The sequence below is a fragment of the Janthinobacterium sp. EB271-G4-7A genome (genome assembly GCF_020858075.1).
Classification (GTDB): Bacteria; Pseudomonadota; Gammaproteobacteria; order Burkholderiales; family Burkholderiaceae_D; genus Janthinobacterium; species Janthinobacterium lividum.
The window spans coordinates 387,057-402,867 of sequence record NZ_JACYMI010000003.1 but is presented as its reverse complement, the minus strand read 5'-3'; the positions used below and the strand labels follow the sequence as shown (position 1 = coordinate 402,867).

At 65.5% G+C, this 15,811-nt stretch carries 13 protein-coding genes; 5 read left to right on the top strand and 8 right to left on the bottom strand.

All coding sequences use genetic code 11. The annotated features are described in order from the left end of the window. Window positions 1-2: 2 nt before the first annotated feature. The 3 genes from IGS58_RS22260 to IGS58_RS22250 are packed head-to-tail and all read right to left on the bottom strand — an operon-like array spanning window position 3 to window position 3,530. Complete coding sequence (locus IGS58_RS22260; protein ID WP_230522717.1) at window positions 3-398, bottom strand: hypothetical protein; 396 nt, start codon at window positions 396-398, stop codon at window positions 3-5. Further along, window positions 355-1,923 (bottom strand): glycerol-3-phosphate dehydrogenase/oxidase, encoded by a 1,569-nt coding sequence (locus tag IGS58_RS22255; protein ID WP_230522716.1) that lies wholly within the window; start codon window positions 1,921-1,923, stop codon window positions 355-357. The genes IGS58_RS22260 and IGS58_RS22255 overlap by 44 nt, the downstream gene beginning before the upstream one ends. Next, window positions 1,920-3,530 (bottom strand): FAD-binding oxidoreductase, encoded by a 1,611-nt coding sequence (locus tag IGS58_RS22250; RefSeq protein ID WP_230522715.1) that lies wholly within the window; start codon window positions 3,528-3,530, stop codon window positions 1,920-1,922. The genes IGS58_RS22255 and IGS58_RS22250 overlap by 4 nt, the downstream gene beginning before the upstream one ends. Before the next feature lie 139 nt (window positions 3,531-3,669). Here IGS58_RS22250 and IGS58_RS22245 point away from each other — a divergent pair, with 139 nt between their 5' ends. The 3 genes from IGS58_RS22245 to IGS58_RS22235 all read left to right on the top strand — a co-directional run bounded on the left by IGS58_RS22245 (window position 3,670) and on the right by IGS58_RS22235 (window position 6,639). Continuing rightward, complete coding sequence (locus IGS58_RS22245) at window positions 3,670-4,743, top strand: AraC family transcriptional regulator (protein WP_230522714.1); 1,074 nt, start codon at window positions 3,670-3,672, stop codon at window positions 4,741-4,743. Between the two features lie 92 nt (window positions 4,744-4,835). After that, window positions 4,836-5,618, top strand: a complete 783-nt coding sequence (locus tag IGS58_RS22240; protein WP_034777971.1) for a 3-hydroxybutyrate dehydrogenase — start codon at window positions 4,836-4,838, stop codon at window positions 5,616-5,618. A 172-nt stretch (window positions 5,619-5,790) separates the two neighbouring features. Beyond that, complete coding sequence (locus tag IGS58_RS22235; RefSeq protein ID WP_230522713.1) at window positions 5,791-6,639, top strand: DUF2071 domain-containing protein; 849 nt, start codon at window positions 5,791-5,793, stop codon at window positions 6,637-6,639. Here IGS58_RS22235 and IGS58_RS22230 read toward each other — a convergent pair. From IGS58_RS22230 to IGS58_RS22220, 3 genes are all read right to left on the bottom strand, one after another. Continuing rightward, window positions 6,622-8,262 carry a methyl-accepting chemotaxis protein gene (locus tag IGS58_RS22230; RefSeq protein WP_115057447.1) on the bottom strand — a complete coding sequence of 547 codons (1,641 nt, stop codon included), beginning with the start codon at window positions 8,260-8,262 and terminating at the stop codon, window positions 6,622-6,624. The genes IGS58_RS22235 and IGS58_RS22230 overlap by 18 nt on opposite strands. A gap of 247 nt (window positions 8,263-8,509) precedes the next feature. Next, complete coding sequence (locus IGS58_RS22225; RefSeq protein WP_070253877.1) at window positions 8,510-9,106, bottom strand: hypothetical protein; 597 nt, start codon at window positions 9,104-9,106, stop codon at window positions 8,510-8,512. Between the two features lie 61 nt (window positions 9,107-9,167). Next, the gene (locus IGS58_RS22220) at window positions 9,168-9,533 is read right to left on the bottom strand and encodes a winged helix-turn-helix transcriptional regulator (protein ID WP_034777962.1); all 366 of its coding nucleotides are present in this window, start codon (window positions 9,531-9,533) and stop codon (window positions 9,168-9,170) included. Window positions 9,534-9,647: 114 nt separating this feature from the next. Here IGS58_RS22220 and IGS58_RS22215 point away from each other — a divergent pair, with 114 nt between their 5' ends. Continuing rightward, entirely contained in the window at window positions 9,648-10,355 is a 708-nt protein-coding gene (locus IGS58_RS22215) for a glutathione S-transferase family protein (protein ID WP_230522712.1), read from the top strand. Between the two features lie 118 nt (window positions 10,356-10,473). After that, a complete protein-coding gene (locus IGS58_RS22210) occupies window positions 10,474-12,558 on the top strand; it encodes a S9 family peptidase (protein WP_070253875.1) in 2,085 nt (694 codons plus the stop codon). A gap of 173 nt (window positions 12,559-12,731) precedes the next feature. On the opposite strand, the gene IGS58_RS22205 is transcribed toward IGS58_RS22210, so the two are convergent. Both IGS58_RS22205 and IGS58_RS22200 read right to left on the bottom strand, forming a co-directional pair. Continuing rightward, entirely contained in the window at window positions 12,732-14,786 is a 2,055-nt protein-coding gene (locus tag IGS58_RS22205) for an esterase-like activity of phytase family protein (protein ID WP_230522711.1), read from the bottom strand. 72 nt (window positions 14,787-14,858) lie between these two features. Continuing rightward, window positions 14,859-15,785 (bottom strand): helix-turn-helix domain-containing protein, encoded by a 927-nt coding sequence (locus tag IGS58_RS22200; protein WP_052139843.1) that lies wholly within the window; start codon window positions 15,783-15,785, stop codon window positions 14,859-14,861. Window positions 15,786-15,811: the final 26 nt, after the last annotated feature.

Below are 15,811 nucleotides of genomic sequence, written 5' to 3'. Positions count from 1 at the left end.
GCTTATGCCACGCTGGCCAGCGCGGCGCGCAACGCTTGCAGCAGCGCCTGCGGATCCTTGTCAGGCTGCGCGCTGAACACGGGCGCTTCCCAGTCCTGTCCCCGCACGGCCACCACGCGCAGGCGCCCCTGCGCATGCCAGGCCGGATACCAGCCCACATCGACGATGTCGCCATTCGCGCACGTGATTTGCAGCAGGTCTTCGCCCAGGTCGTCGAGCAGGACGTCCACGGGCTGGCGCAAGTCCAGCGGCGACAGGCTGTCGTAGGTGATGCGGGCGTCGCCCAGCGCCAGGGGCTGGCCAAACAGGGTGGTCTCGATGATGTTCTCCTCTTTTATAGTTTTTATCGTTGCTTCATGCGCCTTGCGGCACGCTGTAATGGCGGCGCCACAAGGCAAGGTAACGCTGCCGCTCTTCCTCCCAGCGCGCGTCATCCCAGCCCAGTTCATGCTGGCAGATGGCGCGCAAGCGGGGCATGATAGCAAGCGCACCGCCTGCCAGCTGCAAACCGAGGCGCGTGCGCCGCAGCAGCAGGTCGTCCAGGTGCTGCACGTCTTCCATGCGCGCGCCCCAGCGCAGCTGCGCCCACAGGGTCTGCGTGCCGGGAATCGGCACCAGTTCGCCGTCCTGCGCCGCATCGCACAGGGCTTGCGCGGCCGCGCCATGACGACCCAGCAGGCGTTCGCGCTGTTCGCCATCGAGCGCCAGGGCCTTGCCCGACAAGGATGGCGTGGCGTCAAAAATCGGCAAGGGGCGCAAATCCGCCTGCCAGCCCGGCAGCAGCGGGGCCGCGCGGCGCAAGGCGTCGAGGGCGATCACGCGGAACGTCGTCAGCTTGCCGCCCGCTACCGTCAGCAAGCCGTTTTCCAGCCATAGCGCATGTTCGCGCGCTTCCTTCGACGGGTCAAGCTGGCCGCTGCCGATCACGGGACGCACGCCGGCAAACGTGGCCAGCACGTCGCCTTCGCCCAGCGCCAGCTGCGGGAACTGCCACTGCAATGCGGCCAGCAGATATGCGAGTTCGCCGCGCGTGATGGCCGGCTCCAGGTCCAGGCCGGCGCCATGGTCGACATCGGTGGTGCCCACCAGGGTCACGCCCTCCCACGGATACGCAAACACGGGACGGCCGTCGTGCGGATGCATCAGGCTGACGGCTTGCGCCAGCGGCAAACGCCACGCGGGCAGCAGCAGATGACTGCCGCGCAGGGGCCGCAGTTTCGGCTTTTCTCCCACCTGGCCGCGCAAGGCGTCGGCCCAGGCGCCCGTGGCGCTGATCACCAGGCGCGCACGCACGGTGGATACCGTGCCATCGAGCGCATCGTTCAACGTGGCCCCGGCGACCTTGCCGTCGTCATGCAGCAGCGACGCCACGCCCAGGTAATTGACGGCCACGCCGCCATGGCGGCGCGCCTCCTGCAGCACGCGCAGCACCAGGCGCGCATCGTCCGTCTTGGCGTCCTGGTACAGCATGCCGCCCTGCAGGCCGTCGCGCCGGATGTGCGGCGCCAGCATGGCAAAGTCGGACACATCGACATAGCGGCGCGCGCGCCGCCCCGCCATCACGTCATAGATGGCCAGGCCAAGCATGAACTGGCGCCGCCCCGGCTTCCTGCCCGCGTAGTCGCCAAAGGCAAAACCCTGCGGTTCGACCAGCCCCGCCGCATCCGTCAGCAAGGCTTGCCGCTCATGCACCGACTCGCGCGTCATCGCAAACTGGCCCTGCTTCAGGTAGCGCAAGCCGCCGTGCACCAGCTTCGAGGAGCGGCTCGACGTGCCCCAGGCGAAATCGCGCTGCTCCACCAGCAGCGCCTTCAAGCCGCGCCGCGCCGCTTCCAGCAGGATGCCGGCGCCCGTGATGCCGCCGCCGACGATCAAGATATCCCACTCGCGCGCCAGGATCCCAGGCAGCGCCCCCCTGTTCACGATGGGCCTCCGGCGTCAGGCAGCAGTTTGCCGGGGTTCATCATGCCCTGCGGGTCGAACTGGCGCAGCAGCGCGCGCATGGCGGCGATGCCCAGTTCGCCCTTTTCCGCCGCCAGCCAGGACGCGTGGTCCGTGCCCACGCCATGCTGGTGGCTGATGGTGCCGCCGTTGGCGACGATGGCCGCGCTGGCCGCGTCTTTCAAGGTACGCCAGCGCGCCATGTTGTCTTCAAAGGTCGGCGCCAGCCGGTACACATACGTGGTGTAGACGCTGGCCCCCTGCGCATACACGTGCGACAAATGCGTGTAGGCGTGCACCTGCTCACCATGCTGCGCCAGCGCATTGGCGCCCGCCTGCTCCAGCGCCGCCATCATCGCCGTGACGCGCGGCCAGTCGACGGCCGTTTCCACCGTATCGATGACATAGCCGTGTTCCCAGGCGCCGTTGCGCAGGTAGACGTTGCGAAAGCGCCCCTGCTTCCACTTGTCGCCCATGTGGCGTCCCACGTGCACGCCCTTGTGCCGCCGCGCCAGCGCCAGGGCGCCGCGCAGGGCCGCGCGCGCCGGTTTTTCTTCTCCGCTGACGCCCACCATCAGCATGCATTTACCTTCGTCGCAGCCGCGCAGGGACAAATAGCGTTCCAGCAGCCCCACCAGTTTCTTGTGCCCGGCCAGGGTCAGCATGGTTTGCGTTTCCAGCGCATTCGACAGGCGCAGCATGCACAGCGGAAGGCGCGACTGGGCCAGCGCCCGCACGGCCTCCTGCGCCTGGCCCCAGTCGGCGAAAAACACGGCGTGGAATGCTTCATAAGGGGGCAACGGCGAGACGCGCACCGTCGCCTGCGTCACGATGCCCAGCCGGCCCTCGGAGCCGAGCACCATTTCGCGCAGGTCGATGCCGGCCGCCGAAGCGGGAAACGTGGGGATGCTCAGGGTGCCGGCCGGCGTTTCCACTTCGCCGCCCGCGAACAGCTGCTCGATGCGGCCATAGCGCAAGGATTGCTGGCCCGACGAGCGCGTGGCGATCCAGCCGCCCAGGGTCGAATATTCAAACGACTGCGGGTAGTGTCCCAATGTATAGCCGTGCGCGCGCAGCTGCGCTTCCAGGTCGGGACCGTACACGCCCGCGCCGAACGTGGCCAGCTGCGCCTCGCGGTCCAGGTGGCCCAGCGCGCACAGGCGGGTCAGGCTGAGCGCCAGCACGGGACGCGGCCCCGCCGCCACCGTCAAATGCCCGGCCACACTGGTGCCGCCGCCGTGGGGAATGATGGCCACGCACGCTTGGCGCGCATACGCGAGCAGCTGGCGCACCTGCAGCGCGCTGTCGGGAAAGGCCACGCCATCGGGCACGGCGCCGATGCGGCCATGGCGTAATTTAAACCAGTCGGGCAGGCTTTGACCGAGCGCATGGCGCACGCGCGTGGCAGGCTGGGTGTCGATCAGCGGATGCGGCGCCAGGCGCGAAGCGGGCACTTGCGCACAGGCATCGTCGAAGGTGGCGTCGACAACGGCGCTGCCCGGTCCCAGGCGCGCGCGCAAGAAAGCCAGCGCATCCTCGCTCAGCGCATACGTGATGCTCTCGTCCCCCCAGCCATTCCAGCGTTGCATCGACATCCCCTGTGTTCGGCCAGTTGCGCGCCACGGCGGCTTGCTATACTGTTCTTGCCTGATTTTCTTGCTAGATCAATAGCATATGCCGCCACAGACGAAGGGTATTGGTTTTTCATGACAATCGCATTGTTCCATCATGACAAGTACTGACGGCCGGGTCGCCGGCGCCTATCTGCAGCCGCTGCTCGAAGCGGCCAGCGCGCACGGCATCGCGCCTGCCAGCCTGGCGCAGGCGGCCGGCGTGGCGCCGCACAGCCTGGAAGCGTCCGCGCCCAGCCTCGCCGCGCGCGACTACGTGCGCCTGCTCGACGCGGGCGCGCAGCTTGCGGGCGATGCGCATTTCGGCCTGCACGTGGGGCAGCGCGTGCGCATGGGTACCTACAGCGCGTATGGCTTGATTTTGCTCAGTTGCAGCAACGTGGGCCAGGCGCTGGAACAGACGGCCCGCTATGAACGGCTGGCGCACGACCTGGGCCGCTCGACCCTGCAGCGCGATGGCGCCGTCGCCCATTACCGCTGGACCAGCAATTATCCGGGCGCCAGCCGGCACCTGGTCGACAGCGTCTTTGCCGGCATCCGCGTCTGCGGCGACTGGCTGGCGGGCATGCCGCTGCCGCCGGCCCAACTGGCGTTCAGCCACGATGGCGGCGGCGACCTGCTGCGCCACGCGGCGCACCGCGACGAATACATACGCGTGCTGGGCAGCCTGCCCGCCTTCAACGCCTCCGCCAACACGGCCACCTTCGATGCGCAATTGCTGGACTGGCCCGTGCCGAATGCCGACGTCAGCCTGTACCCCGTGCTGTGCCAGCATGCGGAACAATTGCTGGCGCTGCGCGAAGCTGAAACGGACACCGGCGGCGCCATCGACGCGCAAGTGCACGCGGCCATCGTGGCGGGTTTGCGCCAGGGTTCGGCGCGGCTGGCCACCGTTGCCGCCGCCCTGGCTGTCACGCCGCGCACCTTGCAGCGCAAGCTGGCCGACGCGGGCACCAGCTTCCAGGCCCTGCTGGACCAGGCCAGGTACGGCCTGGCGCGCGACTATCTGCGCGAGCCGGATTTGTCGCTGGTCGACATCGCCTTCCTGCTCGGCTACCAGGAACAAAGCGCGTTCAATCACGCGTTTCGCACCTGGGCGGGCACCAATCCCGGCGCCTGGCGGCTACAGGAAATGCTTGACAAGCGGCTTGACAAGCAGCAAGCCCCTTAGCCGTGCGCGGGGCATGCGCGGCCCGTTTTCTCGCTATACTGGCGCAGTCAGGTTTTCCACGATCACTCCAACCCGCAATGCAAAGGATTAATATGCAACTCAAAGACAAAGTCGCACTGATTACCGGCGCCGCCAGTGGTATCGGCAAGGAAATGGCCATCGAATACGCGAAACAAGGCGCCAAGGTCGTCATCGCCGACCTGGCCCTGGAAGCGGCCAGCAAGACGGCCGAGGAAATCAAGCAGTCGGGCGGCCAGGCGTTTGCCGTCGCCATGGATGTCTCCAGCGAAGAACAAGTCGACAAGGGCGTGGCGGATGCGGCGGCCCACTTCGGCGGCATCGATATCCTGATCAGCAATGCGGGCATCCAGATCATCAGCCCCGTCGTCGACTACCCGTTCGATCAATGGAAAAAGATGCTGGCCATTCACATGGACGGCGCCTTCCTCACCACGCGCGCCTGCATGCGCGAAATGATCAAGGCCGGCCGCGGCGGCGCCATCATCTACATGGGTTCCGTGCACTCGCACGAAGGCTCGCCATTCAAGAGCGCCTACGTGGCTGCCAAGCACGGCTTGCTGGGCCTGGCCAAGGTGGTGGCCAAGGAAGGTGCGAAAGACGGCATCCGCGCCAACGTCATCTGCCCCGGCTTCGTGCGCACGCCGCTGGTCGACAAGCAAATCCCCGAACAGGCGGCCCAGCTCAACATCAGCGAAGAAGACGTGATCAAGAAAGTGATGCTGAAAGACACCATCGACGGCGAATTCACCACGACGCAGGACGTGGCGCAAACGGCCGTGTTCCTGGCAGCGTTCCCGTCGAACGCCTTGAGCGGCCAGTCCATCGTGGTCAGCCACGGCTGGCACATGCAATAGTGGTGACACCCGCCCACATCGGCTGCGCGGCGCGCTGTGCGGCCTGTGATGCTCGCTGTGCTCCAGCACAGCTGCGCGTCTCGGCCACACATCGCTGCCGCTCGCGATGATGTGGGCGGGCGTTGCCGCGTAAGCGTATTAACCTTTCCGTATTCCACCCGAAAGCTTTTCCTTGCAAGACAACACTTACCGACATCCGCGCGCGGGCTGGCCGGGGCGCCTGTTTGCCGCGCTCGCCAATTCCACGCGTTTCGCCAACCTGCGCCAGGCCGTCATGTCGCGCCTGCCCTTCCTGACCCTGCACAGCGACGTGCGCGACGTCGTCTACGTGAGCTGGCTGGTCGACGCCGCTGCCGCGCAGCAACTGCTGCCCGCCGGCGCGACCTTGTGGCAGCGCGACGGCAAGACGCCATTTACCGTGCTGACCTACCGTCATGGGCATTTCGGTCCGGCCCTGCCGGGTCCGCTGCGCAAGCTGCTGCCATCGCCCCTGCAAAGCAACTGGCGCTTGTACCTGGACCACACGCCTCCGGGCGCGCCGGCCGTGCCCTGCGTGTACTTTTTGAAAAACATCATGGACAGCTTGCCGCATGCACTGGGCACGCGGCTGTTCAGCGACATCCTGCCGACCCACCTGGCCGACGGCATGACGCTGGAAGTCACGCCCACGCAAGCCCGCTGCAGCATTGCAGGCGGCGCCGGCAGCGCTCCATCGCTGGACGTGCAGGCGGACATCGCAACCGAGCATACCCTCGATGCCGACTGGCAAGCGCTGTTCGGCAACTGGCGCGACGCCGTCGCCTTCCTCGCTTGCCAGGATGCGGCCATTGCCCACGTGCCGCGCAACGGCAAGCTGGTCTTCGGCGAAATCGACTTGCCCGTTGATGTGGATCAAGTGCAAGCGCTGACGGCCTTGCGCGCCGACTGCGGCTTGCTGGGGCAGTTGCCGCCCGTCTCGAAGCCGTTTGCCTTTCTCGTCCCCAAGGTTCCCTTCAAGGCCCTGTCAGAGCGGCTGCTGTAGCGCGGTGGCGGCGCGGCGCTCCGGCGCCCGCACGGGCGTAGCCGGGCCGCCGCGCCGCCGTTCCAGCTTGAACAGGGCCATCGCCTGCTCCAGCTGCAAGGTCTGGTCTTGCAGCGAGGCCGAGGCGGCCGCCGATTCCTCGACCAGCGCCGCGTTCTGCTGCGTCACTTCATCCATCTGCGTGACGGCCATGTTGACCTGGCCGATGCCGTGGCTTTGCTCGCGCGAAGCCGAGGCGATCTCTTCCATGATGCCATGCACGCCCTGCACGGCACCCAGCATTTCGGCGCTGCTGGCGCCCGCCTGCTGCGCCAGCTTCGCGCCCGCCTGCACCTGCGCCAGCGACGCCGTGATCAATTGCTTGATTTCCGTGGCCGCCGCCGCGCTGCGGTGGGCCAGGCTGCGCACTTCGCCCGCCACCACGGCAAAGCCGCGCCCCTGGTCGCCTGCGCGCGCCGCTTCCACGGCCGCGTTCAGGGCCAGGATATTCGTCTGGAAGGCGATGCCTTCGATGATGCCCGTGATGTCGCCGATCTTCTTCGATGAAGCGTCGATGTCCGCCATCATGTTGACCATCTGGCCGACGATCTCGCCGCCGCGCCCTGCCAGGCCGTGGACCTTGCCCGCCATGTCGCTGGCCTGCACGGCGTTGCCGCTGTTTTGCTGCACCGTGGCCGCCAGCTGCTCCATGCTCGACGCCGTTTGCTGCAGGGCCGACGCCTGCGCTTCCGTGCGGCCCGACAAATCCATATTGCCGGCGGCGATTTCCTGGCTGGCCATGCTGATGCGCAAGAAATTGCCGCGGACGTCGCCAACGATGGAATGCAGGTTCACGCGCAACTGGCGCAGCGAGCGCAGCAACTGCCCCATCTCGTCGCGCCGTGTGGTGTCGAGCTCGCCCGTCAGGTCACCGCCCGCCATCACGTCGCAGGCCTGGCGCGCCCGCTGCAAGGGTTGCAGCACGGCACGGTGCAAGCTGTGCCAGAAATACAAGGTCGCGCACAGGGCCACCACGGACAGGCCCGTCAGCCAGCCGCCCGCACCGGCCGGCAACGCCCCCGCATTCCACGCCAGCTGCAGCAGCAATACCAGGCTCAGCAAGCCCAAATTCCAGCCGATGCGCTTGCCCAGCGGCAGGTCGCGCAAGCTCGCCAGCCGCGCCAGCCAGCCAGTCCGCACGGCAGCGCCCTGGCTGATGACGATGCCATCGGCCTGCCCCGCCTTGATGCGCGCGTACAGGGCGGATGCCTGCGCCACCTGCTGGCGCGTGGGCTTGGTGCGCACTGACATGTAGCCGACGGCCACGCCGTCTTCCACCACCGGCGTCACGTTCGCCAGCACCCAGTAGTAATCGCCATTCTTGCAACGATTTTTCACCATGCCGCTCCATGAGCGGCCCGAGCGGATGGTGGCCCAGAAATCGGCGAACGCTTCGACCGGCATGTCCGGATGGCGCAGGATGTTTTGCGGCGCGCCGATCAATTCTTCCGCGCTGTAGCCGCTGACGGCGATGAAATACGGGTTCGCATACGTGATATTGCCTTGCAAGTCGGTAGTCGAGACGATGGTCTCGGTATCGCTCAGGTTGATCTCGGTATCACTGACGGGAAGATTGAGTCGCATGGTCGGATCCTTGGCTGTAGCCCGTGCAGGCACGGGGGAAAGGGCAAATGCGGGACGGCAGAAAGCCGGCGGCAGTCTGCACCGATACATTAATTTTAATATTTAATTATTAAGTTAAATGGGCAATTTTTACTGGCGAAATTGCCTTGCGAATCTGCAAAGATTGCAGATGGCGGCGTGGCCGCTGGGGAATGGCGGGAGCGATGCCGGAACAGCGTGACTGTCCCGGCGGCAAACAGGGCGGCGTTTAGCGTGGCACGTAACGCCAGTTGCCATTTTCCAGCATGAACGTCAGTTCCGTCTTGATGCCTTCCGGACGGCTCGGCACGCTCAATTCCGTATCGCATACGAGATAGCCCGTCTTGCGCTTGACGTCGCACTCATTGACGGCCTTGACCTGCATGGTCGTCTGCGCTTCCTGCATCTGCACATCCTTGGCCGCTTCCGGATTGCGCGCCACTTCTTCCTTCGCCCAGCTTCGGATCATGGCTTGCGCCTCGGCCGGCGACGGTCCCGCGAACTTGGCGTCCTTGCGCTCGACGCCCACCCAGCTACCGTTCTCGTTACGCAGCGGCAGCACCATGAAAGCATCGCGCATGCCGGCGCTCATGGCGACCAGACACACCACTTCGCCCGGCACTTCCTGCGAATCCTGGCAGCCGGTCAAGCTGGTGACCTTGACGGCGATCGGTACCGGCACAGTCGATTGCATTTTGGCCCGGGTCTTGGCCACGCCCGCCTGCACGGCGGCGTGGATTTGTTCGAGCGTCGGCATGGTGGCCGCCTGGGCCGGCAAGGCGGCAAACAGGGCGGCGGCGGTCAGGGCGAAGGAAGTCAGGCGCATGGGTGTCGAGAGTAGTGATCAAAGGCCGGCAGTCTAGCACTTTGCATCAAATCAGCTGTTTCTATAGGGAATTATCCACGGCATCGGGTGCGAGAAAGGCCCCGCCCGCGTCCGCCTGTCCGCGCAGCCGCAAGCCAATGGTTCGCAGCATCTCGACCAGCTCGCGCAAGCGCAGCCCCTCGTCCGTCAGTTGGTACTCGACCTTCACGGGTACTTCCGCGTAGATCGTGCGCGTCAGCAAGCCCGCCTCTTCCAGCGCACGCAAGTCCAGGGTCAGCATGCGCTGCGAGATATTCGGCACGGCGCGGCGAATTTCGCTGAAGCGCTTCGGCCCCGCCATCAGATAGCTGAGCAGCACCACTCTCCAGCGCCCGCCCAGCAGTCGCATGGCTTCTTCCACGGCGCAGCCGGAGACATTGTCTTTCATGGTTCGCTTCCCATCTGGTATAAAAAATGTACCTATACTACATTATTCTGCCTTCTTCCAAATAGTAACCATCACGATTAGACTCCCCTTCTTTCCTCTCACCGGAGCTCCAGCATGGAAACCACCCTGATCTACAGCGTGCCGTTCGGCTGCTCGTTTGCCGCCATCGCCGCCCTCGAATGGAGCGGCTTGCCCTATCGCCTGGCCCGCGTGGAAGCGCGCGACCCGGCCAGCAAGCAGCATCCGGCCTTTCTCGCCATCAATCCGCTGGGCCAGACGCCGGCCCTGCTCACGCACGCGGGCGCGCCGCTGCTGGAAAGCATGGCGATTCTGCTGCACATCGCCGCCCACACGCCGCACACAGGCCTGGGCTTTGCGCAAGGCACGCCGCAATACGATCGCCTGAACAGCGTGCTGTCCTTTTTGCACACGACCTTCCACGCCGCCTTCATGCCGGCCTTCCAGGCATCGCGCGCGGCACAGGACGATGCGCGCGCAGCCGTGTGGCGCGAGATGGCCGTCGACAAGGTCAACAAAAGCCTGGCGCACCTGGAGCGCCTGCTCGCTGGCCGTGCCTGGCTGGCCTCGGACACGGCACCGACCATCGCCGACGCTTACCTGGCCGCTACTGCGCGCTGGGCCGAACCGCTGCAGCTGGCCAGCCTGGCCGATTATCCGCACGTGGCGCGCCTGCTGGCCGCGCTGGAACAAGACCCCGGCATACGCTTTGCCCACGCCATCGAGGCGGGCTTGCCGGCCGCCAGCCAGGGCGGCTTCCTGGGCCATGTAGCGCTCGACCAACTGGCACTGCCGGCCGGCTAACCGGCGGTCAACTCCCGCAGCAAGCGCGTCTTTATTGCTATGATGTCGGGCTGCCGGCGGTACAGCCGGCCACGTCAATACCATATCGATAACGTCGTCATAAGAATCGGGAGTTTGAATGAGTTTACGTCTGCTGCTCTTGGGAGCATTCAGTGCCGCCATGGCCACCACCGCAGCCATCCCTGCGCTGGCCGCGCCGCGCGGTTTCACCGTGGAAGACATGGTGGCCATGGAACGTGTGGGCAGCCCCGTGCTGTCGCCGGACGCCACGCGCGTCGTCTACACGGTGCGCACCACCAACCTGGACAAGAACCGCGGCAACACGCAGCTGTGGATGATCGACCTGCGCGCGCCGAACGCGGCGCCGCGCCAGCTCACGCGCGGCGATGCCAGCGCCAGCGACCCGCAATGGTCGCCGAACGGCGACGCCATCTACTTCCTGTCCGGCCGCTCCGGCTCCTCGCAAGTGTGGCAGCTGCCCCTGACCGGCGGCGAAGCGGCCAAGGTCACCGACCTGGCGCTGGATGTCGACACCTATCGCTTGTCGCCGCAGGGCGACCGCCTGGCCTTCAGCATGGGCGTCTTCCTCGATTGCGCGGACATCGCCTGCACGAAGAAGCGCCTCGATGAAAAAGCGAAAAACAAGGCGACCGGCATGGTCTACGACCAGATGTTCGTGCGCCACTGGGATACCTGGGCCGATGGCCGCCGCAATGCGCTGTACTCGGCGCCGATCGACGCCACCGGTAAGGTCAGCGCCACGCCCGTGAGCCTGAGCGGCACCCTGGACGGCGACGCCCCATCGAAACCGTTCGGCGACAATGGCGAATACCATTTCAGCCCGGACGGCAAGACGGTGGCCTTCTCCGTGCGCGTGGCCGGCCGCACGGAATCGTGGTCAACCAACTTCGACGTCTACACGATTCCTGCCGCTGGCGGCCAGGCGCCGCGCAATCTCACGGCCGACAATCCGGCCTGGGATGCGAAAGCTACCTGGTCGCCCGATGGCCGCACCCTGGCCTATGTCGCCATGACCAAGCCGGGCTTCGAAGCGGACCGTTTTCATCTGGTGCTGATGGATGTCGCCACCGGCAAGAAGCGCACCGTGGCCGACGACTGGGACCGTTCCGTGGCCGACTTCCGCTGGACGCCTGACAGCAAGGCTTTCCTCGTCGCCGCCGATGACGTGGGCCAGCACCGCCTGTTCCACATCGACGCAGCCAGCGGCAAGGTCGCTGCGCTGACGGGCAAGGGCGCCGTGGGCGACTTCGACGTGCGCGGCAATACCATCGTGCTGGCGCAAGCCAACCTGGCCTCGGGCGCGCAGCTGTACACGCGCAAGCTCGACGCCAAGTCGGAAAACGCGCCGATGGTCCAGCTGACGAAGCAGAACGCGGCAGCCCTGGCCGACGTGCGCTTCGGCGAATATGAGCAGTTCTCGTTCGCGGGCGCGAATGGCGAAACCGTCTACGGCCACGTGATGAAGCCATGGAATGCCAAGGCCGGCGAAAAGTATCCGGTCGCTTTCCTCGTCCACGGCGGCCCGCAAGGCAGCTTTGGCAACAGCTGGAGCTACCGCTGGAATCCGCAAGTGTATGCGGGCGCCGGCTACGCCACCGTCTTCATCGACTTCCACGGTTCGACCGGCTATGGCCAGAAGTTCACGGACTCCATCAGCGGCGACTGGGGCGGCAAGCCGCTGGTCGACTTGCAGAAGGGCCTGGAAGCGGCCACCAAAAAATTCCCGTGGCTGGACCGCGAACGCAGCTGCGCGCTGGGCGCGTCGTATGGCGGCTACATGATGAACTGGATCGCCGGTAACTGGCCGGACGGCTTCAAATGCCTGGTCAACCACGACGGCGTGTTCGACAACCGCGGCATGGCTTACGCAACGGAAGAACTGTGGTTCACGGAATGGGAAAACGGCGGCCCGTACTACGATGCGCCAGCCAAGCACGAACAGTTCAATCCCGTCAACTTCGTGAAGAACTGGAAGACGCCGATGCTGGTGGTCCAGGGCGACCTGGATTTCCGCATCCCCACCGCGCAAGGCCTGGGCACCTTCACGGCACTGCAGCGCCAGGGCATCCCGAGCAAGCTGCTGGTCTTCCCGGACGAGAACCACTGGGTGCTGAAACCGGCGAACTCGCTGCTGTGGCATCACACGGTGCTGGACTGGCTCAATACCTACACCAAGAAGTAACCCGCAGCGCAAAGGCTGGGGTCGGACCCTCAGGGTCCGACCCCGGTACTTCTCCTTCAGGGGTTAAAAAAGCCGCGCAGTGCAGAGATGCACCGCGCGGCTTTTTTCATGTTCACGTAGGTCGGATTAGCGGCGTGCAGCGCCGCGTAATCCGACATCACCACCGCTCCCGCTCAATAGCTATTAAGCGCCTTGGCGAACTTCACGATCCACAAGCGGCTTGGGCGTTCGCGGTCGTCGCCGCGCGCCACGCGGATGGTGTTGGCGGCATTGCAGCCGGCGGCGGCGCTGGTGACGATAGTACCGCTGGCATCGACCGTGCACTTGGTCACGTCGGCATCCGCCACTTCCACGCCGTTCGCGTCAAAGATCTTCGTCTTCAGGCCGAAGTCGTTGTCGTTGGCCAGCGCGATGGTGGAGTCGTCGATCAGGGTCAGGCCTTCCGCCTTTTCCGCCGCCCAGCCGATGGCATTCAAGTCCAGCAGCAGGGTTTTCTTCAGCGGCGTGACGGCCGCCCAGTCGGCGCCGTTGACGGCCGCGCCGCCCATGCTGCTTTTTTCCAGGTCCGAGGTCGTCGCGTTGAAGGCAGCGGCCGAGATATCGGTGGCGCCCTTCAATTCGACCAGCATCAATTTATTGAACACCTTGCCCGACGGCGCGGCGCCCTGCTCGATGACGAGGAACTTGCCGCCGCCCAGCGCCACCATGTCGCCCAGCTTGGCGTTGCCCGTGCGGCCGTCCTGGTAGTCGGCCGCATTCAGCGGATACGCATACATCTTGCCGCTGGTGCCCGTCACCGGGTCGAATTCGATCCAGCGCGTGAAGCGGGCGAAGCGCTCGACCTGCTCATTCTTCTTCGTCACCGTGTATGGCGCCGTGCCGTCGGACAGGGGGCTTTGCAGGAAGGCGTACAGCTTGTCGTTGCTCGTATCTAAGGTCATGCCCTCCATGCCGCGGTTCGCGCGGCGCTTGGCGAACAGGGTTGGCAAGCCCTTGCCCGGTTCGTACTTGGCCTGGATGATGCCGGTGGCCGCATCGATCTTGATGATGAAGGGGCCGTATTCGTCCGAGACCCACAGCGCATTGCGCTTCGCATCGACGACGATGGCTTCCGAATCGAGGCCGCCCGCATTGAAGACAGCCTTGCCCGCCGCATCGAACTTCATCGCATCCATGACGGGAATCTCGGCCGAATTGCCGACCGCGCCCACAGGCACGGGCAAGCCCGAGCTGTTGACGGTGGCCGACACCTTGATCGGCGTGCTCGACGCCAGCACGGCGCCGTTCTTGCCCACCGTGAGTACCCCGAACGAAGGCGTGAAGCTGGGCGACGGGAAGATTTTGCTGCCGCTGGTGCCCTTGCCAGATGGATCGGGCACCAGCGGGCCGTCGCCGTTCGGGCCGCGGTCCGTCAAGCCATAGAATTCCAGGTCGCCGGCCGCATTCTTGCCCTTGTAAGCCAGGCCCGAGCCGTACGACGGCAGGAAGCCGTTCGGGAATTCGCCCTTGATCTTGGCGTTGGTGCCTTCGTACGGCACATAGAATTTATCGGCCGCCTGTATCTGGTAGCGCGTCACGGTGACTTTTACTTCGCCGACCGGATTGGCTTGCGTCAGCGCCTCGTTGACGGGCGCGCCCGCTTTCGAGGCCAGGGTGTCTTCGAAATGCTCGCGCACGAGGGCGCGGCGCTCCGCATCGACCGTGCGGCCGGCGAATTTCCCGCCCACCGCTGCCAGATGCGCGGCCAGCGCCGCGTTGAAGACGGCCGGGACGGCGGCAAAGTCCAGCGTCTTGCCGGCCAGCGCCGCCTTCACTTCGGCCGTCAGCTTGATGCCGTTCGACGGATCGCTGTCGTCATCGAGCAATTGCAGCGCCAGCAGGCGGTTGACGACCTTGTCGTCCGCCACGTTCGTGCTGGCAGCCAGCGCCAGCGGCGTGACGACGGCGCCGCATGGCGCCGAGCCCAGGGCCAGGCCGCCCACGCTGAAGGCCACCGTATCGCCCGGGTTGCACATGAATTCTCCCTTGGCATTGGTGCTGGCCTTGGCCGCGCTGCCCGCCACGTAATCGAGTCCTTCCACCGCGCCATCGAGGAACACGCCCGTCTGCGCCACGGGCTTGGAAGGCTCCGCCGGCGGATTGTCGCTGCCGCCGCAAGCGGCCAGGGTCAGGCCGGCGGCGATGGCCAACAGGGTCAGTTTCGGGATCGACGTTACAGCAGTGTTCATGCATTCCTCGGCTAAGGTGGGTGGGATAGCCGTGGAGCATAACCAGTCAAAGTGACAAGCCCGTGACAGCCGTCAGGCCTGTGGCATATCCGCCACGGGCCCGCCGATGCCGCCAAAGCGGCCATCTGCCTGGCGCCGGAATTCCTTGGGCGTGACGCCCTTCACCTGCAAGAAGCGGCGGTTGAAATTGGCCACGTTCTGGAAACCCACGTCGTAACAGACGTTCGACACATAGTGATCCGTATCCATCAGCAACTGGCACGCCTTGTTGATGCGCAGGCGGCTGATGAAATCCGTGAAGCTGTTACCCGTCGCCTTGCGGAAGAAGCGCGAGAACTTACTCAGCGACATGCCCACCTGATCGGCCAGCATTTCCGCCGAAATCGGCTCCCGGTAATTGTCCGTGATGTAGTTGAGGACGGAGTTGACCTTGGCCAGGGTGGCGTCATCGTCGTACGAGCGCAAGGAGGCGGTCGACAGCAAACGGTAGTTGGCCGTGCGCGCCAGCTTGCTCATCAGCTGGACGAATTCGGCGAAGCGTTCGGCGCCATGCGTGGCGCGGATGCGCGCCAGGTGCTGCTCGGCCTCGTGGCCCATGTCGAAAAACTCCACGCCATAGCTGGAGCGCTCGAGCAGCGGCAGCAGTTCGCGCAGTTCGGGGATGACGCGCGCGGCACCGGCCAGCGGCGCATGGGCAAATTGCACGATCATGTCGCGCAAGGCCACGCCGCCTTCGGGCATCACGTTGGAAATCCAGTTGTGCGGCAATCGCGGGCCCGTCAGCACCAGGTGGCCAGGCGAGAATTCGCCGATATAGTCGCCCACGAACAATCGTCCGCTGGTGGCGACGATCAGGTGCAGCTCATATTCCTCGTGACAGTGCCAGCGCACGCGCGAGCTGGGATAGCCGTGTTCCAGGTAATTGATGATGCCATCGTAGCTTTCCCGTTCCAGCTCGGGCGCCTTGCGCTCGCTGTCCTTCTGCCATAAGTGTTCCATGCTTGTCTCTCCCAGGCTGTCCCCGC